Below are 24616 nucleotides of genomic sequence, written 5' to 3' on the forward strand. Positions count from 1 at the left end.
CGCTCTGATGGATCGACTGACTCGACTTCGCGAGATCATGGCCTCTGAACAGGTTGATCTGGTTGCGCTCGCCCCTGGTGCGCATTTGGCCTGGCTATTTGACGTTCATCCACACGCGGATGAACGCCCGTTATTGGCCTGTGTCACCGCTAAACATGCAGGTTTTCTGATGCCCGCGCTGGAAGCCGAAAGTGCGCGCCAGCAGACAGATTTGCCGTTCTTTGAATGGGCTGATGACGCGGGACCAAACGCGGCGTTCGACAAACTGTTGGATGAATTTGGCGCCACCGACGCCCGCAAGATTGCCCTTGATGAGTGTATGCGCGCCGATCACGCGGCGCTTGTTCAGGACCGGCTAAGCGGGGCCGAGCGGCAATTCTCTGAAACCACGGTCGGTGCGTTGCGGATGCGCAAAGAGCAAGGCGAGTACGAAAAGCTAAAGCGCAACGCAACGATTGCAGACACCGCGATGATGGCGGCCTGGGCAGCGATGAAACCAGGTATGACCGAACGCGCAGTGGCCGAGGTAATCCGTGCGAATTTTGCCAAGCAAGGGGCCAAACCGCTCTTTACAATAATCGGCGCGGGTCGAAACGGTGCTTTCCCGCACCACCATACCGGCGACACGGTTCTGCAGAGGGGCGATGCGGTGGTGATGGATATCGGTGCAGGCATGGACAGCTATTCGTCGGATATCACCCGCATGGCGCTGATTGGTGAAGCGCCCGAGGGGTATGCCGAGATCCATGCCATTGTGAACGCTGCGGTCGAAGCTGCTCTGGCTGCGGCGCGTCCGGGCGTCAAGGCGCATGTGGTCGATGATGCCGCACGCAACGTGATCACCGAGGCGGGCTATGGCGAGTACTTCGTTCATCGCACGGGGCACGGCATGGGGGTCGAAGTGCATGAACCGCCCTACATAACCGCCGCTTCACAAACAGTGCTGGACGAAGGCATGGTCTTTTCCATCGAACCGGGCATCTACCTGCCGGAACGCTTTGGCCTGCGGCTGGAAGAGATCGTGATCCTGCGCGCAGACGGCCCTGAAATCCTGTCAGAGCTGCCGCGCGACGCCCGTCTGATCCCTTAGCCATGTCATCAGATGATCTCTTCACGCGTACGGTGATCCAGGCGGGATTTGAGGCCGCCGCCCAAGAGATGTTCGACACGCTGCGCAAGACCGCGATGAGCCCGATCATCTACGAAGTTCTGGATGTGGGCACTGGTGTTCTTGATGCTGACGGTCAGTTGGTGAGTTCGGGTGCGGGCATCCCCGGCTTCATTGGCGTGCTCGACAAATCGGTCAAGGCGATCCTGGCCTCTGCCAAGGAACCGGTAGAGGACGGGGATGTGTTCATTCTCAACGACCCGAATTTCGGTGGTGTGACCCATCTAAATGATATCGTTTTGGCCGAGCCCGTGTTCTTTCAGGGCAAGCGCGTGGCCTGGGTCGCTTCGATTGCGCATTGGGGCGATATCGGTGGCAAGACACCGGGTTCGATGGCTGTCGATGTCACTGAGATCATCGCGGAAGGCCTGCGTCTGCCACCCGTGAAAATATATAAGGCAGGGCAACGAAATGAGGCTGTTGTGGACATCATCCGGTGCAACTCGCGCTTGCCGGATTTCGCTTTGGGCGATCTATCGGCGCAATTCGCGGCAGGCCGTCGCGGCAATCGTGTCATTGTCGATCTGTTCCAGCGTTATGGTCGGGCAACCGTATTCGATGCCATCGAAGCTGGATTTGATGAAGGAAAGACGCGCGCGCTTGATGGTCTGGCCGCGCTTCCAAAAGGCCGGTTCTCTTTTACGGCAACACAAGATGACGGCGAGGAATGGGCCGTGTCTCTGGAAATTTCGGATACCCGTTTCATATTCGACCTGACTGCAGCACCAGACGCCGAAGCGGCCCCACATAACACAAGCCGGGACGGCGCGATGGTCGTGTGCCAGATGTTCTTCAAGGCGCTGACCGATCCGGAACGCTTTGCCAACGCGGGTTCCTTTGCGCCGCTAGAGGTGCGCACGCGGGAAGGTTCCGTGTTCCACGCTGACCCCACAAAGCCACAGGGGTATTATTTTGAAACCCGCATTCGCCTCTTTGATCTGTTGTGGCAGGCAATGGCGCAAGCCATGCCCGACCGTCTGCCTGCGGGTCATTTTGGCACCATATTTGGCACCGTCATCGCCGGCACCCACCCCGACACCGGGCGGCGCTATACGATGGTTGAGCCGCAAATGGGCGGTTGGGGCGCGACAGGTGCGCGGGACGGTACAGGGCCGCTCTTTTCCTCAAGCCATGGGGATACGTTCAACTGCCCAGTCGAGATCGCAGAGGCGCGCTATGGCTACGAGGTACTTGAAAAAAGCCTGATATTCTCCGAGGGGAGCGCGGTCGAATTCAGGGGTGGTCCCGGGATTTGCTCCCGGTATCAGATGCGCGCCAAAGCGACCCTCTCAGCGGGGTTCTCGCGGGCGAAAGAACCGGTCTGGTCCTTGAACGCTACGTCTGGCCACACCAACAGCCTGAAAGTTCACCGCGCGCGGCAAACGGTCGAGGATTACGTCTTTGTGAGCGGTCTGGAATTGGCACCCGAAGACGTTGTTGAGATCAGAACGTCCTGCGGTGGGAACGCGGCACGGGCAGGGTGAGTCAAGTGCAACCCCGCCAAGGGTCGCGGTATCCAAGAGGTTGGCAGGCTGGCGAGTGCGAAGTTGCTCTGATTGCGAATTGCTGATCAACAACGACTCTATTTTATTGCGAAGACGCTGATACTGTTGGAGAAGCCTTTGAATAGCGCATCGGCGATGCGGTGGACTCCGTCGCGTTCGATCAATTCGTCATGGGTTTCTGTGTCAAAAAGGATACGGCAGTCTGAGGTTTTGGTGTGGGCTTCGAGCCGCGCCGCTCGGTTTACCGTTTTGCCGATGCAGGTATACGTCGCGCGAGCGTCAGTTCCGGCGTAACCAGCAACAACTTCTCCCGTTGCAATTCCAAATCCAAGTCGAAGTTTTGGTTCACCTTCCGCAGCACGTTCTTCATTGAGCACCGCAACCATGTCCAACATCTCTTTGGCCGCTTCAACAGCACTCTGTTCGGGGCTTTTGATCGGCTGAGGTGCGCCAAAGATCGCCATCAGACCGTCGCCTACCATGAGACTGACGATGCCACCATGACTGGAAACAGCTTCGAACATGAGCGTGTAGAAGGTGTTAAGCAGCTCAATAATCGCTTCCGGAGCCATGTTTTCCGACAGCGCCGTGAAGTCCCGAATGTCACAAAAGAGTATCGTCGCATGAACGCGCCGCCCACCAATTGCGAAGCCGGATTTTTGTAGATCGTCTGCGACCTCTTCGGTGGCAAAGCGGTTCAGCAAACGTTTTTGTTCATCGTGCAGCCGTTTCTTTTCCAGGCTGGAGTTGAGCCGCGCCTTGAGCAGGACCTTGTTGACGGGCTTTGGAATGTAGTCTTCGGCTCCAAGTTCAATACAGCGCACGATGTTGTCCAAGCCTTCGACAGATGAGGTGACGATTACCGGCAGATCGCGCAGGGCGGGATCGGTCTTGATTGCTTCAAGTACTTGAAACCCGTCCATTTCTGGCATTTCAATGTCGAGAAGTAGTACATCAAAGGGTTCTTTGGCGAGCATCTCCAAGGCAATTTTCCCGTTCTCTGCAACGGAGGCCTTATGACCGAGAAGTTCGACGCTGCGCGACATCAGCAGACGGTTCACCTTGTTGTCATCCGCAATCAGAAGGTTGCCTTGGATGTCACTCATCTATCAGGCCTTTCAATGCGGTGGCTGTTTCCTCGAACATGGCGCGCAGCGGTTCAATGGCCGTGGTGTTGATGGTTCCAGCCAATTCAATGGTCCGGGCCTGATCGGCGAGCGCGGTGGCCCCAAAAGTTTGTGCATTGGATTTGATCGAATGCGCTGCGCGACGGTAGCCGTCGGGATCCTGAGCCAAGGCAGCCTGTTCCAGACTGTCAAACATGTTGGCCGCATCGTTGAGGAATGTGTCCAGGAGCTCGGTTGCGAACTCTGGGCCCATAGCTTCTTGCAATTCTTCAAAAACGGTGGGGTCTATCAAATCCTGGGTCATAAAAATTTTCCTAATCGCGGGCGGGCGTATCGAGAAGCGCCTGGATCAAACGATCCACGCGTATGGGTTTGGGAATGTAGTCGTCCATGCCGGCCTCAAGACACATTTCGCGGTCGCCCTGCATGGCATTCGCTGTCATGGCGATGATCTTGGGTCGGTCCTTGGCGTATGTCGCGTTGAGTTTGCGCGACGCTTCTAGCCCGTCCATTTCGGGCATCTGTACGTCCATCAGCACCACGTCATATGTCTGACGCGCAACGCTTTCGACAGCTTCGGCCCCGTTGCTGGCAAGGTCGGCGCGATAGCCCATCTGTTCGAGAAGCCGCATAGCGAGTTTCTGGTTTACGAGGTTGTCCTCGGCCAAAAGAATGCGGAGCGGGTGGTTTTTGGCCATGTCCGGATCGGTTTTTGGTTTGGCTGGGCGTTTCTTGTCCGATTTCGGCGCGTCCTTGGGCGCAAAAAGCGTGACCATAGTGTCAAACAGATGCGATTGGCGCAGTGGTTTGGACAGGTACGCCTGAAACAGGTTGTCCTTTGCTTCGATGTCGCGCAGACCCAGCGAACTGAACAGAACGCGGGGCAGGTCGGGTACGCGTTTTTCCAGCGCGCGGGCCAGAGCGAGCCCGTCCATTTGCGGCATGTTCATATCCAGAATGGCAAGGTCGAATTGCGCACCTTTGTCGATGGCGAGGATTGCGGCTTCGGGGTTGTCAAAGGCTTGCGTCTTGGTGCCCCATTTCTGGGTTTGCAGCGACAGCACCTTGAGGTTGGTGGCGTTGTCATCGACGACCATGATGCGCTTGCCGATCAGTTCGGATTGCTTGCCAATCAGGCTGCGCGCCTTGGTATCGGGCAGGTCGGCCGGTTGGGCGCGGATGGTTACGTGGAAGGTTGACCCTTTGCCAGCACCATCGCTGCTGGCCCACATGGTGCCACCCATGAGTTCGGACAGACGTTTGGAAATAGCAAGACCCAGGCCAGTTCCACCATATTTACGGGTGGTTGAGCTGTCGGCCTGGCTAAAGGACTGGAACAGTCTTTTCATCCCGGCTTTGGTCAGACCGATGCCGGTATCGCGCACGGTTATGGTCACGTCCACATGACCATTGTCTGCGGGTTTAGCGGCGACATTGACAACCACTTCGCCCGTTTCTGTAAACTTCACTGCATTCGACAGCATGTTCAGCAGGATTTGCCGCAGCCGCGTCAGGTCTGCGCTGATGCCGGGGGGAACCGAGTCCTCCATGAGGTAGGCGATCTCAAGGCCTTTTTCCGCGGCCTTCCCGCTAATCAGATCCAACGCGCTTTCGATACAGTCGCGCAGGTCGAACGGGTGTTCCTCAATATCCATCTGCCCCGCCTCAATCTTGGAGAAGTCGAGGATTTCATTGATGATGCCCAAAAGCGCGTCGCCACTATCCCGGATTGTCCCGACATAATCCGCCTGTTCAGCGTCCAGGTCGGTATCCATCAAAAGGCCGCTCATCCCGATCACAGCATTCATCGGCGTGCGGATTTCGTGGGACATGGTGGCGAGAAAGGCGCTTTTGGCTTCGTTTGCTTCTTCGGCCGCCTTGCGGGCATCCTCAGCCTCTTTGAACAGGCGCGCGTTTTCGATGGCAATGACGGCTTGGTCGCAAAATGAATTGGCGAGCTTGATCTCATCTTCGGTGAAAGCGCGGGGTGTTTTGTTCTGCGCGAAGATCAACACCCCAATTGGCTTGCCATCTCGCATGAGCGGCAGAAACAAAACCGATTTGATGTTGAACTTTGCGAAGGTGTCCACCTCATAGGGCAACGGATCAATCACGCTCGTATCCGGGATGTGGATCATTTTCCCATCAGTCAGAACGCGGGACGGGTAGTTCAAAGTCGGATCAATCTTTACTTCGGATGAAGACAGATTTGCCAATGGACTATCCTTGTTCGAACCTGCGATCGGCACAAACGTCTCATTTGTTGCATGTCGCAATATGACGGTCACACGATCACAGGCGAGCAAATGCGTGCCCGCGCGCGCTATGGCTTCGAAAACAGGAGTCGTGTCGGTTGGTGACCGGCTGATAACCCTTAGAACGTCCGCACTTGCGGTTTGCCGTGCCAGAGCGGACTGCGTTTCGTTGAACAGACGTGCGTTCTGGATCGCGATGCTGGCCTGGTTGGCGAAATTCTGGACAAGGTCCACATGCGCGGTTGTGGGCGGTTCGGCGCTCGGCCAGCCGAGTACGATGGCGAATTCCACCGCGCCGTTTACACGAACTGGCACGCCGAGTACATGGCGGAACCCGAGCCGTTGCGCAAAGTCGTTTGAGAGGTAATCGCCCTGGGTCTGCGCATCCGCTACGGCATAGATCTCACCGCGCGTGATGACCTCGTACCCGACATGACCTTGAGGCGCGTTGCGCTCATAACCAGCGTCGAGTTCGTCGATCATATCGCGTGTGAACCCGTATTGAGCCTGGTAGGTATAGGATTTCCCGTCGTACTGATCGAGGACGCAGAAACGCGCGTTGCAAAGTTCGGCCGCGCGTTTCACCATGAGGTCAAAGACGGGTTGCAGATCGGCCGAGGATTCATTGATCACCTGCAAAATCTCGGCATTCGCTTGCTCGCGCACAAGCGATTCTTCAACCTCGGCTGTTCGCGCCTGAACCTCATCAAAGAGCCGCGCGTTTTGGATCGCGATCACAGCTTGCGCGGCGAAGGTTTCCATCAACCTAATTTGCTTTCTGTCGAATGCTGCGACATCGCGGCTGCCCATGCTGATCACGCCGATGGTTTCGCCATCCGCAATCAGAGGAACACCCAATACAGACCTATAGCCGCTGATATTCGGGCGGAACGCGGGGGCGTAATTCGGGTCCAGGTTCACATCTTCAACGTATTCGGCGCGCCCACTCTTTAAGCAACGCGACGTTGTCGATCCCTCACCTGGTTCAAATGGATTGGCTCTGATGAAATCGGCAAACTCTTCCGATACGTTGTGCCCGGTAAAATAGTGGTACTTGCCATCATCGGGGCTTTTGAGCGCGACAAATGCGTCTTGCAGCCGACAGATGCGCGATGAAACGGCCAGCAAAGCCTCTAGCACCGGTTCCAACGCGTCTGGCGAGCGCGAGATCACTTCAAGCACTTCGGAAGACGCTTTTTGATATTCCAACGCTTCTTCAACTTCTGCCGTCCTTGCCTGCACCTCGTCAAAAAGGCGGGTGTTGTTCAACGCAATGACGGCTTGTGATGCAAAGGTTTCGACAAGTGCGATCTGTTTTTCGGTAAAGGCGTCTATCTGCGAATGGGCAAACGAGATCACGCCAAGAGTCACACCGTCCTTGATCAGGGGCACGCTCAGGGATGAGCGGAAACCGGCGGCGAGCGCTTCGTTTTTCCACGCGTAATCCGGGTCTGTTGAAAAATCGGGGATATAGACAGTCCTGCCTGTCAGCGCGGCCCGGCCCGTACCAGTGCCTTTATCGCGCGAAAAGACTTGCTTTCGGATGACGTCATAATGTGCGTCGCTTGAATTATGAGTCGCAGCGATGTCGTATATGTCGGTTTCTTCGTTCAAAAGCGCGACATACGAGGCCTCGGACTGGCAGATGCGCACGCCGACCGTCAGGATCGTTTTGAGGACCGGGTCCACCTCGTTCGGTGAGCGCGAGATGACTTCGAGCACTTCGGAGGTGGCGGTCTGGTATTCCAGCGCTTGCGTAACTTCGGCGGTGCGCTCTTCGACCTCCTGAAACAGGTTGGCGTTCGTAATGGCGATCACAGCCTGATCGGCGAAGGTTTCCAGCAGCTGGATTTGTTTGGTCGAGAACCCGGACACCACTGGGGCACCAAGCGAGATGACACCGACGACCGTGCCATTCTTGATCAGGGGAACGCCGAGGAGGGATTTGTAGAGCCCAACACCGGCATTGTCCTGCCACGTGTAGTGGGCATCAGCATCGACGTCTTCGATGTAATGGGTCTCTTTTGACTGGATGGCCCGCCCGCTCACGCTGTCGGTGCCCGGAGCCATGGGATGCGTGCGCAGATATGTCGCGAAAACGGAATCTTTCGTGAGTGTCGACTGCACATGAAACAGTCCATCATCCGGGTTCAGCATCGCGACATATGCGTCCTGCAATTCGCAGATGCGCGACGCCTCTTGCAGAATGGCGTCAAGAACCGGGGACAGTTCGTTGGGAGAGGCTGAGATCACACGTAGCACTTCGGACGATGCAGTTTGGTATTCCAGCGCCTGCGTAACCTCTGCGGTGCGGTCCTGTACTTCGGCAAAGAGATTGGCATTGTTGATGGCGATCACAGCCTGGTCGGCGAAGGTTTCTACCAGCTCGATCTGGCGGTCGGAAAACGGCCCGGCCTTGGGGCGAGAGAGAGCGAGGACGGCGATGACTTCATCGTTGCGGATGAGCGGCACCGCGATGATCGAGCGCCAACCGCCGAGTTTATAAGATTGCTTGAGCGTGTATTCGGTGTCTTGCCTGACGTCCGGGACACAGATGCTTTTCTTGTCAAGAACGGCCCGTCCGGCGACGTTGCTACGATCAATCGGATTAGGGTTGGCCTTGTGGAACGCCACCATATCCTCTGAACAGCCGTAGTTCGCGCCCATATGCATCGCATCATCGCGTCGGTCAAAAAGGATGCAGATCGACGCGTCACACAGCTGCGCAGCGGTTGTGATCAGCGCTTGCAGCACGGTGGGCAGGTCAAACGCATCCTCGCTGATCGTCCTGAGCACGTCAGCGGTGGCGGTCTGTTGATTGAGCGTTTCGTTCAATTCGCGGAACTGACGCGAGTTTTCCATCGCTATGACGGCCTGGGCGGCGAAGGTTTTGACCAGGTCAACATCGTTGTCGGTAAAGGGCGACACCTCGCGCCGATAGAGGACGATGACACCTAGCCCCTGACCGTCTTTCATAAGAGGCACAGCGAGAACGGACCGTGCGCCTTCCATGTCGGCGAGAAGGACACGTTTGGGATCACGGTCTCGGTAATACATGGGGTCGTCTGTGATATCATCCTGCCGGATGACCGCGCCGTCATGCATGGGCCTGATGGCGACAAGGTCCGTGCGGTCGAGCGGTTCGGCAAACTCCCCCAGCGCGACGCTGAATTCGGACCGTGCGCCAATATTGGCGGGGATGGTGGCAATGCCTTGGGCATGATCTGCCACGGTGAGGAAGGCCAACGGAGCCTTGCACAGACGGCTTGCGTTTTCGAGGATCGCATTGAAGACGGGGTTTTCGTCTTCACGGGCCTGGCTGATGACTTCGAGAATCTCTGCGGAGGCCTGTTCGCGTTCAAGCCGTTCCTGCACTTCGCTGAACTGGCGAACGTTTTCGATTGCGATGACAGCTTGGGCCGCGAAACTTTGCAATAATACAATTTCATCGTCTGAATAAGCTTTGACTTTGCGGCGGAATATCCACAAGCAGCCGATGCCTTTTCCTTGACTGACCAATGGAACAACCAAGGCGGTCCGCGCGCCTTCGACGTCGACCATCGCGGTACGCAGCGGGTTACCCTCAGAGTAAAGCGGTGTGTCTGCCAAGTCATGAACATGCATGACGGCACATTCTTTGACGGCACGCGCAACGATCACTGGTGCTGCCAGTGGTGAGGTAAAGTCATGCGCCTTCAGGGTGTCGGGGCGCAAACCAAGCTGTGAAACCAAGCGCACCGTGTCGTCGGTCGGGTCCAACATATGCAGGCCTGCAAATGGAGAACCCATTAGCTTTGTCGCAGACTCTAGTATCACTTCGAAGACCGGCCGTTCATCGTCTCGGCTTTTGCTTATCACCTCCAAGATTCTCGTTGAGGCCGCCTCACGCTCTAGCCGGTCTTGTACTTCGCGGAACTGGCGAACGTTTTCGATGGCAATGACCGCTTGGGCCGCAAATGTTTCGACCAGAGCGATTTCGGCGTCGCTGAACGGGTCGATATCGTGGCGGATCAATGTGATCGTCCCAATCGCCCTGCGACCGCTGATCATGGGGGCGAACAACACGCTGCGGATGTTGGAGTCATCGACCATCGAGCGCACAACTGGGCTGCCCGAAGCATAAAGGTCGCTTTGTTTCATATCCGCGAACTGGATCAGACGACCCTCGAGGATTGAGCGGGCGTTGTAGGACGTGTCCCCGTCCAAAGGCATCCGCCCGGTTTCGTACAGCTCGACCGTTTTTGCGGGCAGATTGCGGTGCGCCCCGAGCGTTTGAAGCGTATCATTGGGTTCGGCGAGAACGAGTGCAGACATGGGCGCGTTGCACAGGCGCTGCGCATTGTCGAGGATGGCCTCGAATACAGGTGTTTCATCGTCACGCGACCGGCTGATCACGTCGAGAATTTCTGCTGACGCCTTCTCGCGGTCCAATCGTTCCTGCACTTCGCGGAACTGTCGGGTGTTGTCGAGCGCAATGACAGCCTGCGCAGCGAAGGTTTCCAGCAGGGCAATTTCATCGGGTTTGAATTTGCGCGGCTCGGTCGTGACGATAATGAATGCGCCGACAGCTTGCCCCCCTTTCATCAAGGGCACATTCAGGCGGGCGCGGTGCCCTTCTTTTTCGACGAGTTGAACGGCAACCTCTTCGCCCGATTTGTACCCTTCGCTCTCCCTCAGATCGCTGATTTCGGTCGTGATCCCTTCGAGTATGGTTTTTGTAATCTGGTAGGGCTTGCTGAGAGAATAGCTGTCGCCAACCTTGACCGATTGGAGTGTTCGGCCACGGGCAGCCACCAAAGAGAAGCTGCTGCGCGTGTCATCGACCAAAACGAGCCAGGCGCTTTGCGCGCCACACAACCGGCACGCGTTTTCCAGCATCGTGTCAAACACAGGCAGTTCATTGTCCCGGCTTTGGCTGATGACATTCAGAACCTCGCCTAGTGCTTTTTCCTGTTCGAGCCGCGTTTGAACCTCGCGAAACTGGCGGACGTTCTGGATCGCGATCACAGCTTGCGCGGCGAAGGTTTTGACCAGTTCGATCTCGCTATCGGTGAAGGGGCGGGAATCTTTGCGGTAGGCGCCGATGGACCCTAGGGCACCATCGCGCCCATTCATGGGCACGCCGAGGAATGCTCTGATGCCTTCTTCCTCGACCGCTTTCACGGTTTGGGGGTGCCCGGATTTGAACGCTTTGGTTTTTCGTAGGTCTTTGATATGCACCACTTCGCTTTTGACAAAGGCGCGTACGTGGCCGCTAGGGTCGTCAAGAGGCCAGACATGACCCGGTGCGTCGGTGTAGGCTGGGTTGGACCGAACGTGGGAGACGAGCGTCAGGTGATCGCCTGTCGCGTCTTTGAGGAAAATCCCCGAGAAGGGCGCGTCGCAGAGTTGGGCAACATGTTCATGGATCGCGTCAAAGACGGGCTGTTCGTCTTCGGGGTTTTCATTGATGAGCGACAGGATCGCAGTGGTCGCGTCAAGGCGTTTTTGCGCAACTTGATCAGCTAGCTGTGCACCAGCGCGTGGATCTGTCGAAGCAGATTTTTTGCCAGCCATTGTTTCGCGTATCCCAAATTGATTGGGAAGAGCTTCTTCTGGTCATGATGGCCAAGTCAAGTGATACGGATCACCCGAAAACGAGGGAAAAGAGCTTTGTCTGCAATGCCGACAGTGAATTGAATTCAATATCTCAGAACGCGGTAAATATGTGGAAGCAGCGCTTTTCGCGCTGTAGTTGAACCATTCGAGCTGCGGTGTATCGAACAGGCCTAAACAATAGTTTCGGTTGCAGTCCGTTTTGGTGTTTTTGCTGCTGTCGCAAAAGGCGCAAAGCAGCCGTCTATTGCCGACTTGCTAAAGGCGGTTTCGTCAGTATGCGCGACATAACGGGTCTAGATGCACCGGCTGCGCCGTAAGTCCGCTTTGAGCCCAAAGCAGACGACGTTATCCTACGCCTATTCCCTAAAGGCGAGAATGTTTTAGTGATTTGACTTTGGTCGGGTAAACTAGCCAGCGTATGTCCGAAACCGTTCAAGATCGAATAAAATCACGCAGCGATGCGGCATTCGCTGAGGAAGAGCGTCAAGGCACGATGCTGGCGGCACAGGTCCGAACTGTGGCTCTTGCAGTAGTGTTGTTTTGGCAAGCGATTGACAGCCCGGAAACAGGCGCATCCTACTATTTCAACCTTCTCGAAATCTTTGTTTTTGTTTTGCTCGGCGGGTTGCAGTTTTTCGCGGCATTTTCACGTCGTGGCGGAATTGGCGTCCAATATGCGTTTGTAACGGTGGATTGTTTGTTGCTGGCTTTGATGTTCAGTCTTGGCACGCCGTTTTCGGACACGCAATGGCCTGCTTCGATCCAGATGGATACGGCACGGTTTCTCTATTTTTTATGTTCCTGATGCAGGCATCTTTCAGCTTCCGGCCGTCTTTGGTGCTCTGGTGCGGTGTAAGCATCCTGATCGCTCGGCTAGGCATGTGGTTGTGGTTTCTGAGCCAGCCAAATGTTTACAGCAATCTTGACCTGCCCGAACAGACTGTCGAAGCTTGGTTAGCGGCAGGTAGTGATCTCAATTTTCTATTTCTTGGGTACGCCGCCATAGAATTGCTGGTCGTGCTGATATTGTCGGCTGGGCTTGCTGTAGTTGTTGCGCGATCCCGGAGGCTCGTTCGGAAATTCTTATCAACCGAAAGAAAGCGAGCCAGCTTGTCGAGGTACTTTTCACCGAATGTAGTGGATCAACTGAGTAGTTCAGATGCCGGTCTTGCGAAAGGCCAGCAGCAAAATGTTGCGGTGCTCTTTGCAGACATTATGGGGTTCACAAAGCTCTGTGAGAAAGCGACTGCCGACGAGGTGATCGAACTGCTACGGGGCTATCACGACAGGCTAGGCAAGGCAGTGTTCAAAAATTCCGGCACGTTGGATAAGTATATTGGCGACGGGCTGATGGCGACGTTTGGAACGCCTACGACCAGCCCGCAAGATTCGGAAAATGCATTGAAATGCGCATTTGAAATGATCGAAGCGTTGGATGATTGGAACGCGGAACGGGCGCTGTCCGGCGAACAATCGGTTCGAGTGGGCATCGGGCTGCATTGGGGGATCGTGGTGGCCGGAGACATTGGAAATGAGCGGCGCCTTGAATACAGTGTGATCGGCGACAATGTGAACATCGCAAGCAGGATCGAACACTTGACCAGAGAATTGGATACACAACTGGTTGTCAGCGACGATCTAGTGCGTGCAATAAAGCGGAGCAACCCAACCGCCAATCTCGATGGCTTGATCGATGCAGGTGTACAGAAAATACGCGGAAGAGACTCTGGCGTGAGAGTTTGGAGATGTTCTAAGTAGCGATAGCTAACGGCCGGTTCGGATGGCCGCGGCGCAGCAACGCTTAAGTCGGGTGAACGACCAGATTTGGCTGTATGCAGTTATCGCTACTATTTGACTGATTGGCCGATTTGTCCCGCAAAGCTACTGTCTAAAGTTCAACCAATCAGTCGCAGCTTTGTACAAAAAAGACGGGCCAATAGCCCGCCCCGTCTGTTGTGATCAGTTCCCGGCGCTTTCCATTTTGCGGTGGGCGACGACCTCTTCCAGCCAGCCCAGATGCATTTCCGGGACCGAGCTGAGGAGTAGATCGGTATAGTCGTCGAAGGGTGGGCTCAGCACCTGAGATTTCGGACCATAGCGGACGACGCGGCCCTGATACATCACCGCGATGCTGTCGCTGATGGCGCGTACCGTCGCCAAATCGTGGGTGATGAACAGGTAGGCCACATCCTCGATCTTTTGCAGATCAAGCAGCAGTTTCAGGATGCCGTCGGCCACAAGTGGATCCAAGGCCGAGGTGACCTCATCGCAGATGATCATCTTTGGCTTGGCGGCGAGTGACCGCGCGATACAGACCCTTTGTTTCTGCCCGCCAGACAGCTCTGCCGGATAGCGATCGATGAACTTTTCGCCCAGTTCGATCTCATCCAGTAGTTCAATGATCCGCTTGCGCTTTTCGGCCCCACGCATGTTGAAGTAGAACTCCAACGGGCGCCCGATGATAGTACCAACGGTCTGACGCGGGTTCATCGCAACATCCGCCATCTGGTAGATCATCTGTAACTCACGCAGGTCCTCGCGGGTGCGCCCTTTGAGGTCGGCAGAAAGCTTACGCCCGGCAAAGGTGATTTCACCATCGCGGGGAGGCAATAGGCCCGTGATCACCCGTGCCAGTGTCGACTTGCCAGAGCCGGATTCGCCCACAACCGCCAGGGTTTGCCCCGGATGAAGATCCACATTGACGTTGTGCAGCACGTCGAAATTAACGCCCTTGTAGCGCGCGGTAATGCCTTTGACAGACAACACCGGCTCGGGCGTTGGCTGCTTTTCCTCGTGTTCGATGGACCGGACCGAGACAAGCGCCTGGGTATAGTCCTCTTGCGGGTTGTTGATGATCTGATCGGTATTGCCGTATTCGACCGTATTGCCCATCCGCAGGACCATGATGTCGTCGCTCACCTGTGCCACGACCGCGAGGTCATGGGTGATATAGAGCGCGGCAACGCCGGTATCCGCGATGGCCTCTTTGATGGCCATCAGAACATCAATCTGAGTGGTCACATCCAAAGCCGTCGTGGGTTCGTCGAACACGACCAGATCAGGCTCGGGACACAAGGCAAGCGCGGTCATGCAGCGTTGCAGCTGACCGCCCGACACCTGGTGCGGATAGCGGTTGCCGATATTGTCCGGGTCTGGGAGACCCAATTTGGCAAACAGCTCGCGCGCACGAGCTTCGGCCTCTTTCCGGCCGAACTTTTTCTGTTCAACGGCGGCCTCGACCACCTGATCCATGATCTTTTTGGCTGGGTTGAACGACGCCGCAGCAGATTGAGACACATATGTGACCTCACCGCCCCGCAGTTTGCGGATATCGCTATGAGAGGTCTTCAGGATATCACGCCCGTTAACCCAAACCTCGCCACCGGTGATCTTCACGCCACCTCGGCCATAAGCCATCGAGGCCAGACCTATGGTGGACTTGCCCGCCCCGGATTCGCCGATCAGACCCAGCACCTTGCCGGGCGCCAGGTCAAAGCTGACCCCGTGCACGATCTCGATATCATGAGGTTTCTCGCCCGGCGGATAGACGGTCGCGCCGATCTTGAGGTCGCGGACCTTGAGAAGCGGTTCACTCATCCCCGGCCTCCTTTCAGCGAAGTGGTGCGGTTCAGGATCCAATCAGCCACAAGGTTGACCGATATGGCGAGGGTTGCGATGGCCACCGCCGGATAAAGCGCGGCCCCGATGCCATAGACGATGCCGTCCTTGTTCTCTTTCACGATGCCGCCCCAGTCCGCCAGCGGCGGTTGCACGCCAAGGCCCAGGAAAGACAGGGTCGAGACAAACAGGACCATGAAGATGAACCGCAGGCCAAGTTCGGCCACCAGTGGTGACAAGGCGTTGGGCAGGATCTCCCGGAAGATGACCCAGGTCTGGCCTTCACCGCGCAGACGTGCCGCTTCGACATAGTCCATCACGGCGATATCCACCGCGACGGCGCGGGCCAGGCGGTAAACGCGGGTTGCGTCCAGCAGGCCCATGACGACGATCAGCACCGGAATGGTCACTGGCACCATGGCCAGAACCACAAGGGCGGTGATCAGCGAGGGGATCGACATGATCAGGTCAACCGTCCGCGACATAACCTGATCCGCCCAGCCCCCCAGCACAGCGGCCAGAAACCCGAGGATCGAACCGGTGACAAAGCTGAGGATCGTGGCTGCCGTGGCGATAAAGATCGTTGTGCGCCCGCCATAGATCATGCGGCTGAGAAGGTCGCGACCGATATTGTCGGTGCCCAGCCAGAATTGCGAACTCGACGGCTCCCACACGTCACCCACAACTTCGGCCATGCCGTATGGTGCCAATAGCGGAGCGAAGATGGCGATGAAGAAATACAAGGCTGTAAAGCCTAGTCCGATCAGTGCAGAGATAGGGATATTCTTCATTTCGGATGCCTCAGCCTTGGGTTGGCCAGAATGGCAACGATATCTGCAATCATATTCAGCCCGATATAGATCGCGGCAAAGATGACGCCGCAGGCCAGCACAACCGGAACATCGCGCTTGGTCACGTGATCGACCAGGTATTGCCCCATGCCCGGGTAGACAAACACCACTTCAACGACAACGACGCCAACGACCAGATAGGCCAGGTTCAGCATCACCACATTGACGATAGGGGCGACAGCGTTGGGCAAAGCATGGCGGTAGATGACCTGAAAATTGCTCAGACCTTTCAGCTCGGCTGTTTCAACATAGGCCGATTGCATAACGTTCAGGATCGCGGCCCGTGTCATGCGCATCATGTGGGCCAGAACCACCATGGTCAGAACGATAACCGGCAGCGCGATTGAGTTCAGTTTTTGACCCAGTGACATCGAGTCGTTGATCATCGCAAGAGGCGAGAACATGCCAAGTTTCACGGCAACGAAATAGACCAGAACATAGCCGATCAGAAACTCGGGGATCGAAATAGTTGTAAGCGTGACCGCTGAGATCAGCTTGTCGGGCCAGCGGTTGCGATAGCGCACGGCCAGCAGGCCCAGGAAAATGGCCAGAGGAACCGACACGATTGCGGCCCAAAACGCCAGAAACAGAGTGTTGCTGAGACGGCTGCCGACGGATTCGGCAATGTCCAGCTTGTTGGTCAGGGATTGTCCTAGATCGCCCTGTACGATGCCGCCCAGCCATTCGAAATAACGGGTCAGGGCAGGGCGGTTCAGGCCCATTTCCTCACGCAGGTTCGCAAGGGCTTCGGGGGTTGCGGATTGGCCCAGTACGGCTTGCGCTGCGTCTCCGGGGAGGGCTTCGGTGAGGCCGAAAATCAGAGCCGATGCACCGAAGAGAAGCAGGAGTCCCAGCGCCAAGCGCTGGAACACCATTTTGATGATGGGATGCATTATCCGTGGCCCGTACTACACGAACCACATCTTGCGAGACATGTTGCCGTTCATCAGCTCTTGTGTCGGGTCGGTTTCCCAACCGTCCAGCTGGTTGCTGATCCCTTCGACAAAGTCGTTGAACATCGGGCAGATCAGGCCACCTTCGTCGCGCACCATGCGGCCCATTTGGCTGTAGATGTCCTTGCGTTTTGCCGGGTCCAGCTCTGCGCGTGCGGCAAAGAGCAGATCGTCGAAGGCCTGAACCTTGAACCGGGTATCGTTCCAGTCGGCAGAGGACAGATACGCGGTTGCGTACATCTGATCCTGCACCGGACGCCCACCCCAGTAAGAGGCGCAGAACGGCTGAACGTTCCACACTTCGGACCAGTAGCCATCATTCGGTTCGCGCTTGATTTCCAGCGGAATTCCGGCCTGAGCAGCCGATTGCTGGAACAACGCCGCCGCATCCACGGCGCCTGGGAAGGCACCATCAGCAACGCGCAGGATGATCGGCGAGCCATCATGGCCAGACTTCTTATAGTGTTCGGCCGCTTTTTCGATGCTGAACTCGCGCTGCGGAATGGTTTCATCGAAAAGCGGATAGGCCGCGTTGATGGGCATGTCGTTGCCGATCGAGCCATAGCCACGCAGAACTTTTTCAACCAGTTCTTCGCGGTTGATGGCGTATTTCAGCGCTGTGCGCAGCTCGTTGCTGTCAAACGGCGCGGTATCGACATGCATGATGAAGACATAATGGCCACGCCCGGCGGTCGAATGCACAGTCAGATTGGGCGCACGTCCCAACAGGTCGGCCACCTTCGGTTCGACCCGATTGATCGCATGGACCTGACCCGACTGAAGCGCTGCTGTTCGCGCTGTTGCGTCGTTGATAACGATCACTTCGACACTGTCGAAGTTGCCAAAATCGCTGTTCCAGTGGTTTTCGTTTTTGGTGAACAGGTGGCGCACACCAGGTTCATCAACCTCAACCTTGTAGGGGCCAGTGCCGATACCCGCGCCCGGGTTATCCATACCGCCATCGGGCTGAATGATCAGGTGATAGTCGGCCATCAGATAGGGCAGGTCGGCGTTGGCTTCGGTCAGTGTGACCTGGAAATTGTCGCCGTCGGCCTTCATAGACTCGATACCCTTCATGATGCCCAACGCACCTGACTTGGAATCTTCGTTCGAGTGGCGCTCCATCGTCTTCAGCACGTCTTCGCTGGTCATGGTTTTGCCGTTGTGGAATTCCACGCCCTGACGCAGTTTGAATGTCCAGACCTTTGCATCGGCGCTGCCTTCGACGCTTTCTGCCAGGCGCGGTTCGATGGTGCCGTCGGGTGCAACCTCGACAAGCTGATCGCCCCACTGTTTGCCGTTCTGGAATGGCACCGAGCTTGCATAGGTCGCAGGATCCAGCGAGTTGGTGGATTCGCCGCCTTGCAGACCAAACTTCAGATCACCGCCTTTTTTCGGACCAGCAGCACGGGCTGCATCTGCGAACATCGTGCTGGCCATGGCAGCCGACACACCAAGGGCGGCGGCTTTTCCCATGAACTCGCGCCGGGTCAGTTTGCCTGCCGTCACCTGGCTTGTCATGTAATTGAGCTGTTCGTTCATCCATCTATCTCCCAGTTGATTGGATGTGATCCCGTGTTCGGGCTTTTTGTTGACGCATGAGTCAACTTAGGCGCAATTCGGATAGGTGGGCAAGTTATTATCTTTCGACACATGGGCCAGTCACCTACATATGATTGCGCGGAACTTTGTCTTCGATCGTCTCTGAAAAGACCATCTCAGCATTCTCGAAAGCGTTGAGCGTTGCCGTCAGATGGAAATGGGTGGCATCCGACCACATTGCGCAACTTGCTTCGGTCCGCAGGTCGATTTCGCCGCGCCGAAGCTCTTGTGTCCAACGGCATTCGCCGCGCGCCGAAAGCGGATCGTCCGGGTGGATTGACCACTTTTCATAGGCTGTGCTGCCAGTGATCAGACCATGCAGGTCATCGCGGGTCTTGCCGAAGTCGTCTTCTATGACCAAATGGATCTCACCCGTATTCATGTCCGTAACCGCCTGCCGGCTGTTCTGCGATTTGCGCAAAACCGTCTGTGGCTTAGGGTCTTCCGTTTCGGGTGGTTCAAAGCTCCATTCGTCATCTTGCCCGGAGGGACGGGTCGGAATGGCGATGTCACCACCGGTCAATTGCAACGTGGCAGCCTCGGGCGCGGGCCAGATGAGAGGCCAATATGCTGTCGAAATCGCAACCCGCAACCGGTGCCCCTTGGGAACACGATAGGCGATGTGATCAAGGGCCAGTTCCACGTCGAATGTTCCGCCAGGTGTCAGTGCCGATGGCTCGGCGTGGCTGTCGCGATGACAGAGGTTCAGCACGCCATATGTGATCCGTGTCGAGGCTCCATCAGGGTGCACATGGTTCAGCCTGACAGCCAACTGCGCTTGTGGTTTGTCGGCGCTGAGGCTCAGACGGATTTTCGGGGCGCCCACAATATCCATATGATCTGCGAGTGGTACGCTATCGAAACACGCAGACAGGGCATCATCGGCGCGTTGGTCCCCGGGCATGTCGGGGCCCAGCCAGATGGCGCAGTATTCGCCACCCTCGATGCCGCAGGTTTGCGGTGAGCGCACCCGGCAATCCAATCCGGCACCATGCCCCAGGCCCGCGTCGGTCAATGCAAGCCGGGTGACCGGCAGATGTGAGGTGGCCCCATCTGTTTCGCAGATCCAACGCCCGGGGCGCTCGGAATACCACCGGGCCGGGCGCACCCCGTCCATCAGGTAAGCACGATAATCCGGGTCCTCTTCAACGTGGTTGTCTTCTCCCTTCAGCCAATGATCCCACCAGCGCAGCGCTTCCTGAAGAAACCCGATGCGCGGCTCGGGCACAGCGAAATGCGGGTATTTGTGAACCCATGGACCTACGATGCCTTTGACCGGGGCATGCAACTGTTCCACCAGCCAGGGCACCGTGTTCTTATAGGCATCGCCCCATCCGCCGACGGCAAGCGTGGCGGCTTTTATAGCGCTGAAATCTTCGCAAACCGAACCGTGCTGCCAATATTCATCCCGTGTCTGATGTCTCAGCCAGGTTGATGGCAGGAAAGGTTGGTTTTCCAGCCGGTCCAGCCATAAGGTCCGCCATGTCTCGCGCAGGTCAGGATCCGGCGGGCGAGAGGAATAGGACCACATGGTCGCGCCCCAGCCCAAATTCTCATTCAGCAGGCATCCCCCCTTAAAGTGAATGTCATCGGCATAGCGATCTGCGGTCGAACATAGGGTAATAATCGCTTTCAAGGGTTCGGGCTGCATCGCCGCCACTTGCAACGCATTGAAGCCCCCCCAACTGATCCCCATCATCCCAACAGCGCCATTGCACCAAGACTGTTCGGCCAGCCAATCGATGACGCTCAAGGCGTCGTCCAGCTCTTGCTGGGTGTACTCGTCTACCATCAGCCCTTCGCTGTCACCATTGCCGCGCATGTCAACGCGGATGCAGGCATAGCCGCGTTTGGCAAGCCACGGATGGGTCAGTGCATCCCGCACAGAGGTGCCGTCGCGTTTGCGATAGGGCAGGTATTCCAGAATGGCAGGTACAGGATTGTCGCTGGCGTCGACCGGGCGCCAAACGCGCGCCGACAGCCGATGCCCATCCGGCATCATGATCCCCAGATCCGGGATGTCCTCGATCTCTTGCAGAGAAGTCTGGCTGGATGACATGCAGTCAGTCTGCGGGGCAGGTTGGGGATTGAAAAGGCGATTCGCGTCAAAAGGCGCAAGATTCGCGACATTTCTTGAGCAGTTGTAGGCAGGTTGAACCGGGCAAAAGCGCAGGTTCAGTCCGTATCCATCCAGATGGTGACCGGCCCGTCATTGACCAGTTCAACTGCCATATCCGCTCCGAAAACACCGGTTTCAACAGAAATACCAAGCGCGGTTAGGTCTTTCACAAAACTTTCGACAAGCTGCGCGCCCAGCTCTGGGGCCGCTGCGTTGGAATATCCCGGCCTGTTCCCTCGAGAGGTATCGGCAGCCAGAGTGAACTGACTGACCACAAGGGCCGAACCCCCGGTGTCCAGCAGCGACCGGTTCATCTTGCCCGCATCATCCTGAAAGATCCGCAGCTTTGAGATTTTGGTGGCCAGGTGCCGTGCCTGATCCGTCCCATCCCCTTGCATCGCGCAAACAAGGATCAATAGCCCGGGGCCTGATTGACCCACGACGCGGTTATCAACTGAAACCTTCGCGTGAGAGATGCGTTGAAGCAGCGCGCGCATTCTGGTGTTCCTTTTTATTGAGATCAGTGCCTTAGGCCCAGTTCGCAGCTTGCGGGCGTCAACTATTGTTGCCCGGTGGCCATCATGTAGCCGATACCGGCGGCAACCAGTAAGCCCAGCACGACCGCAATTGTGATCTTGAGGGCCGACCATGGGCGCTCGCCCTGAACGCGTCCTGTGCGCCCGTTCACGACAAAACGATAGGTTTGCCCACGGTACTTGTAGGCGGCCAACCAGACTGGCAGCAGGATGTGTTTGAACGTCACGTCGCGCACCTCGGTATCGACGGCATGTATGCGCTGACGATCCCCGCCAATGTCGAACCGCACATCCCTTTCGATCACCCGCGCCATATGCCCGCGCGCCTGCTGATAGCCGTCCCGCAGTGGCACGGTGTAGGCCTCTGCCCGGAATCCGGCCAGATATTCCGGTTGGTAGGGCTCGAGTGCGGGCAAATCCCAGGGTTCCAGCGCATCAGTATAGGACTTTGGCAGCGAGGTAGAGGCCAGCACCAGCACATCATCGAAAAACCGCGCAACCCTGCCCGATTTCGGCGACCATCGCACCTTGGCCACCTGTTGCTGAACCCGTTTGCCATCGCGCATGACAGTGTGCGTTTCATAATAGACGACGCCACGTTCGCCCCGATATTGCGTCTTGGTATCTGCGTCGAAGGTCCAATAGGGCACATAAATCCCCTGCATTTTCCGACCCTTCCGCGCATAGACTTTCAACCCATTTGGCGCGAACCAAAGCCGACCGAGCCAATTGCTCATGGCCTTGTGTGCGGCACGTTCGTCCAGGGCAAAAGGCAGAACGCCTTTGGGTTTGATATGACGGTTTGTGCCGGTATCGGTAACCACCGGCGTGGCGCAAAACGGACATTCCGCGGCATGCGTGTTTGGATCGAACTCGACCTGAGCCGCGCAGTTCGGGCAGCTCAGAACACGGGTTTCTTCGATCTCACTGTCTGGAAGCCGGTCGGCGATCGCTGCATCAAAGTTCAACTCGCGCAGAGTGGCCGCTCCCCAGGGGCCAGAACCCACAGGTTTCGAATGCCCGCAATGATCGCAGGTCAGTGTGCCGTTGTCGGGATCGAACCGATAATCCGCGCCACATTGGTCGCAGGGAAAACGATGTTCATCCTTGGCCATGTCGTCTGTCTCCGGAGCGATCTAACGCAGTTACGCCCCCGGTGGAGGAGGCGGCAGGATCGTGAACAATTGCGCAAGCTCCTGCACATCGCCGGCCTTTTTCCATCCATCCTGGCCAGCGGTCCAGACGTGGGTGTCACGCGTCAGCTCTCCTTCCGCGGCCATGCGCCCCATCTTGGCCTTGGAAAACGGCCCGCTTGTCTGACCGTCCACGGCGATATGCCATACATGCTCGACGGGAGGTGGGGGCGGCGGTGCCGCCTGCCCTGAGGGCTGTGGGGCAGCGGGGGCGGAACTGCCCCACGGGCCGCTCGGTTGACCCGCTGCCATGTTCGCCATCTGGTTGGCCATGGCCATTCCCATACCCATGCCAAGACCGGCGCCCATGCCGCCACCCTGGCCGGGATTATTGGCCGCCGCTGTCATCGCCTCAGCGGCCGAATACTGCGTGAACTTGCCCAAATCTCCGGCAAGTCCCATCGAGGTGCGCTTGTCCAGCGCAGCCTCAACCGCGGGTGGCAACGAGATATTCTCGATATAAAACTCGGGCATCTCCAGCCCATAGCCCTCCAGAACCGGCGAGACTTCGGCGGCAATCAGTTTGCCCAGATCTGCCGTATTGGCGGCCATATCCAATACCGGGATGCCCGAGCCTGCAATCACGCGGCTGAACTCTTGGACGATGATGTTGCGGATCTGAAAGCTGATCTCGTCCATCGTGAACTCGCCATCTGTGCCCACGATTTCGACCAGAAACTTGGCCGGGTCTTTCACGCGTACCGTATAGGTGCCAAAGGCCCGGATGCGCGTCGGCCCAAATTCGGGGTCGCGCAGCATGATCGGGTTCTTCGTGCCCCATTTCAGATCATTGAACCGGGTGGTGTTGACGAAATAGATCTCGGACTTGAACGGTGACTGAAACCCGTGATCCCAATGTTGCAACGTCGTCAGGATCGGCATGTTGTTGGTTTCAAGCATATAAAGCCCGGGCGTAAACACATCCGCCAACTGTCCTTCATGGACAAAAACCGCCGATTGCCCTTCACGCACGGTCAGCTTTGCCCCGTACTTGATCTCGTGGCCCTCGCGCTCGAACCGCCAGACCATCGTGTCTCGGGTGTCATCAACCCAATGGATGACGTCAATAAATTCTCCGGTCAGAAAATCGAAAATGCCCATTTGGGGTCTCCTGTCCTTGGGGTCAGAGCGATTGCCCTGTCAATTCACGTGCAATGATCCGCATCACGGGGCGCGCGTCTTCTATGGCCACACCAGATTTGAGGCGAGGATCGTAAAGCATCGTCAGCAATTTCTCATCATGGCTTGTCAAAAGCGCAAACTCATCATCGTCATTGAAGATCGACGGTCTTGCGGCGGGGCTGTCATTTGACAAGCCCAGTCCTTGCGCGATCTCTTCGTGGATACAGCTGAGCCGCACCAGATCCGGCAATTCCGCCCGGATCAATGTGACGGCACGAACGTAGTTGAACGGGTTCTGACTGGTAGCAGAGGCGAAGACAAAACAATCGAAATTGGGTCTTGGGTTAGCCATCAGTTCCAGCGCTGATTGGCTGATGCCGGGGATCAAGCTTTTCAACCGACTGACCACATAGGCGCTGTCATCCTTGCCAGCAATGAACACCAGAAAATTGCCCCGCCGGTTGACGGTCGAGATCGGGTGGGATGTCAGTTTGGATAAGCGCTGGGCATAGGCTTCGACCCGGGCCTGATCCTGATCACGCACCTCTGGTGAGACAGTGGGACCAAATTCGGTCTGAAGTCGCACAGGCCCAGACCAGCGGCTAAGCTGCCCATTTGTCTGAATTGTACCAATAGAGATCGAATGATCCGGGTATTCGCTGTAAAACGCAATCGCTTCGAAATTCCGCTCAAGATCGCTGGCGTCATAGGGCGTGTCGGGTCCGCCACCATCGGTGCGCAGCAAACCCCGTGTTAACAGATCCCGTTCGACACGTGCATAGAACCGTGCCAGATCCTGGCTGGCGGCAGAGGGTGGAACATAGGCGTTTGCGGGCACTTCCGCAGGTGAAACTGGCTTTGATTCCGGTTCAAAGGATGTGGTCAAAGCCTCATCACAATTGGCCAGCCCCAGACAAGCGGCCAGCCCAAAGGCGAAATTTCGGTATTTCATCAGCGCCACGTTCCGAC

16 protein-coding genes are annotated in these 24616 nt (G+C 56.9%); 4 read left to right on the forward strand and 12 right to left on the reverse strand.

The window, feature by feature from the left end; all coding sequences use genetic code 11:
* Positions 1–7 precede the first annotated feature (7 nt).
* Both GOX45_RS14305 and GOX45_RS14310 read left to right on the forward strand, forming a co-directional pair.
* Positions 8–1090, forward strand: coding sequence for a M24 family metallopeptidase (locus GOX45_RS14305; protein ID WP_171101828.1), 1083 nt, complete (start codon positions 8–10; stop codon positions 1088–1090).
* Between the two features lie 2 nt (positions 1091–1092).
* Complete coding sequence (locus tag GOX45_RS14310; protein WP_171101829.1) at positions 1093–2652, forward strand: hydantoinase B/oxoprolinase family protein; 1560 nt, start codon at positions 1093–1095, stop codon at positions 2650–2652.
* A gap of 98 nt (positions 2653–2750) precedes the next feature.
* Here GOX45_RS14310 and GOX45_RS14315 read toward each other — a convergent pair whose 3' ends face one another.
* The 3 genes from GOX45_RS14315 to GOX45_RS14325 are packed head-to-tail and all read right to left on the reverse strand — an operon-like array spanning position 2751 to position 11611.
* Positions 2751–3779 (reverse strand): adenylate/guanylate cyclase domain-containing protein, encoded by a 1029-nt coding sequence (locus GOX45_RS14315; protein ID WP_171101830.1) that lies wholly within the window; start codon positions 3777–3779, stop codon positions 2751–2753.
* Positions 3772–4104 carry an Hpt domain-containing protein gene (locus tag GOX45_RS14320; RefSeq protein WP_171101831.1) on the reverse strand — a complete coding sequence of 111 codons (333 nt, stop codon included), beginning with the start codon at positions 4102–4104 and terminating at the stop codon, positions 3772–3774. The genes GOX45_RS14315 and GOX45_RS14320 overlap by 8 nt, the downstream gene beginning before the upstream one ends.
* Before the next feature lie 10 nt (positions 4105–4114).
* Positions 4115–11611 carry a GAF domain-containing protein gene (locus GOX45_RS14325; protein WP_171101832.1) on the reverse strand — a complete coding sequence of 2499 codons (7497 nt, stop codon included), beginning with the start codon at positions 11609–11611 and terminating at the stop codon, positions 4115–4117.
* A gap of 460 nt (positions 11612–12071) precedes the next feature.
* Between GOX45_RS14325 and GOX45_RS14330 the strand changes: the two genes are divergently transcribed.
* Positions 12072–12458: a hypothetical protein gene (locus GOX45_RS14330; protein ID WP_171101833.1), complete on the forward strand. Its 387-nt coding sequence runs from the start codon at positions 12072–12074 to the stop codon at positions 12456–12458.
* Complete coding sequence (locus tag GOX45_RS14335) at positions 12401–13411, forward strand: adenylate/guanylate cyclase domain-containing protein (RefSeq protein WP_171101834.1); 1011 nt, start codon at positions 12401–12403, stop codon at positions 13409–13411. The genes GOX45_RS14330 and GOX45_RS14335 overlap by 58 nt, the downstream gene beginning before the upstream one ends.
* Before the next feature lie 201 nt (positions 13412–13612).
* Here GOX45_RS14335 and GOX45_RS14340 read toward each other — a convergent pair whose 3' ends face one another.
* The 9 genes from GOX45_RS14340 to GOX45_RS14380 all read right to left on the reverse strand — a co-directional run bounded on the left by GOX45_RS14340 (position 13613) and on the right by GOX45_RS14380 (position 24599).
* The gene (locus GOX45_RS14340) at positions 13613–15250 is read right to left on the reverse strand and encodes an ABC transporter ATP-binding protein (RefSeq protein WP_171101835.1); all 1638 of its coding nucleotides are present in this window, start codon (positions 15248–15250) and stop codon (positions 13613–13615) included.
* Positions 15247–16062, reverse strand: a complete 816-nt coding sequence (locus tag GOX45_RS14345) for an ABC transporter permease (protein WP_171101836.1) — start codon at positions 16060–16062, stop codon at positions 15247–15249. Before GOX45_RS14345 ends, GOX45_RS14340 begins: the two co-directional genes overlap by 4 nt.
* Positions 16059–17015: an ABC transporter permease gene (locus tag GOX45_RS14350; protein WP_171101837.1), complete on the reverse strand. Its 957-nt coding sequence runs from the start codon at positions 17013–17015 to the stop codon at positions 16059–16061. Before GOX45_RS14350 ends, GOX45_RS14345 begins: the two co-directional genes overlap by 4 nt.
* Positions 17016–17030: 15 nt before the next feature.
* Positions 17031–18617, reverse strand: coding sequence for an ABC transporter substrate-binding protein (locus GOX45_RS14355; RefSeq protein WP_171101838.1), 1587 nt, complete (start codon positions 18615–18617; stop codon positions 17031–17033).
* A 124-nt stretch (positions 18618–18741) separates the two neighbouring features.
* The gene (locus GOX45_RS14360) at positions 18742–20736 is read right to left on the reverse strand and encodes a CocE/NonD family hydrolase (RefSeq protein ID WP_171101839.1); all 1995 of its coding nucleotides are present in this window, start codon (positions 20734–20736) and stop codon (positions 18742–18744) included.
* Positions 20737–20852: 116 nt separating this feature from the next.
* The gene (dtd, locus tag GOX45_RS14365) at positions 20853–21293 is read right to left on the reverse strand and encodes a D-aminoacyl-tRNA deacylase (protein WP_171101840.1); all 441 of its coding nucleotides are present in this window, start codon (positions 21291–21293) and stop codon (positions 20853–20855) included.
* Between the two features lie 62 nt (positions 21294–21355).
* Positions 21356–22447 (reverse strand): TFIIB-type zinc finger domain-containing protein, encoded by a 1092-nt coding sequence (locus GOX45_RS14370; RefSeq protein ID WP_171101841.1) that lies wholly within the window; start codon positions 22445–22447, stop codon positions 21356–21358.
* Between the two features lie 30 nt (positions 22448–22477).
* Positions 22478–23626, reverse strand: coding sequence for an SPFH domain-containing protein (locus GOX45_RS14375; protein WP_171101842.1), 1149 nt, complete (start codon positions 23624–23626; stop codon positions 22478–22480).
* 22 nt (positions 23627–23648) lie between these two features.
* Positions 23649–24599 (reverse strand): DUF2927 domain-containing protein, encoded by a 951-nt coding sequence (locus GOX45_RS14380; RefSeq protein ID WP_171101926.1) that lies wholly within the window; start codon positions 24597–24599, stop codon positions 23649–23651.
* Positions 24600–24616: the final 17 nt, after the last annotated feature.

The sequence above is a fragment of the Ruegeria sp. HKCCD7255 genome, from assembly GCF_013031565.1.
Classification (GTDB): domain Bacteria; phylum Pseudomonadota; class Alphaproteobacteria; order Rhodobacterales; family Rhodobacteraceae; genus Ruegeria.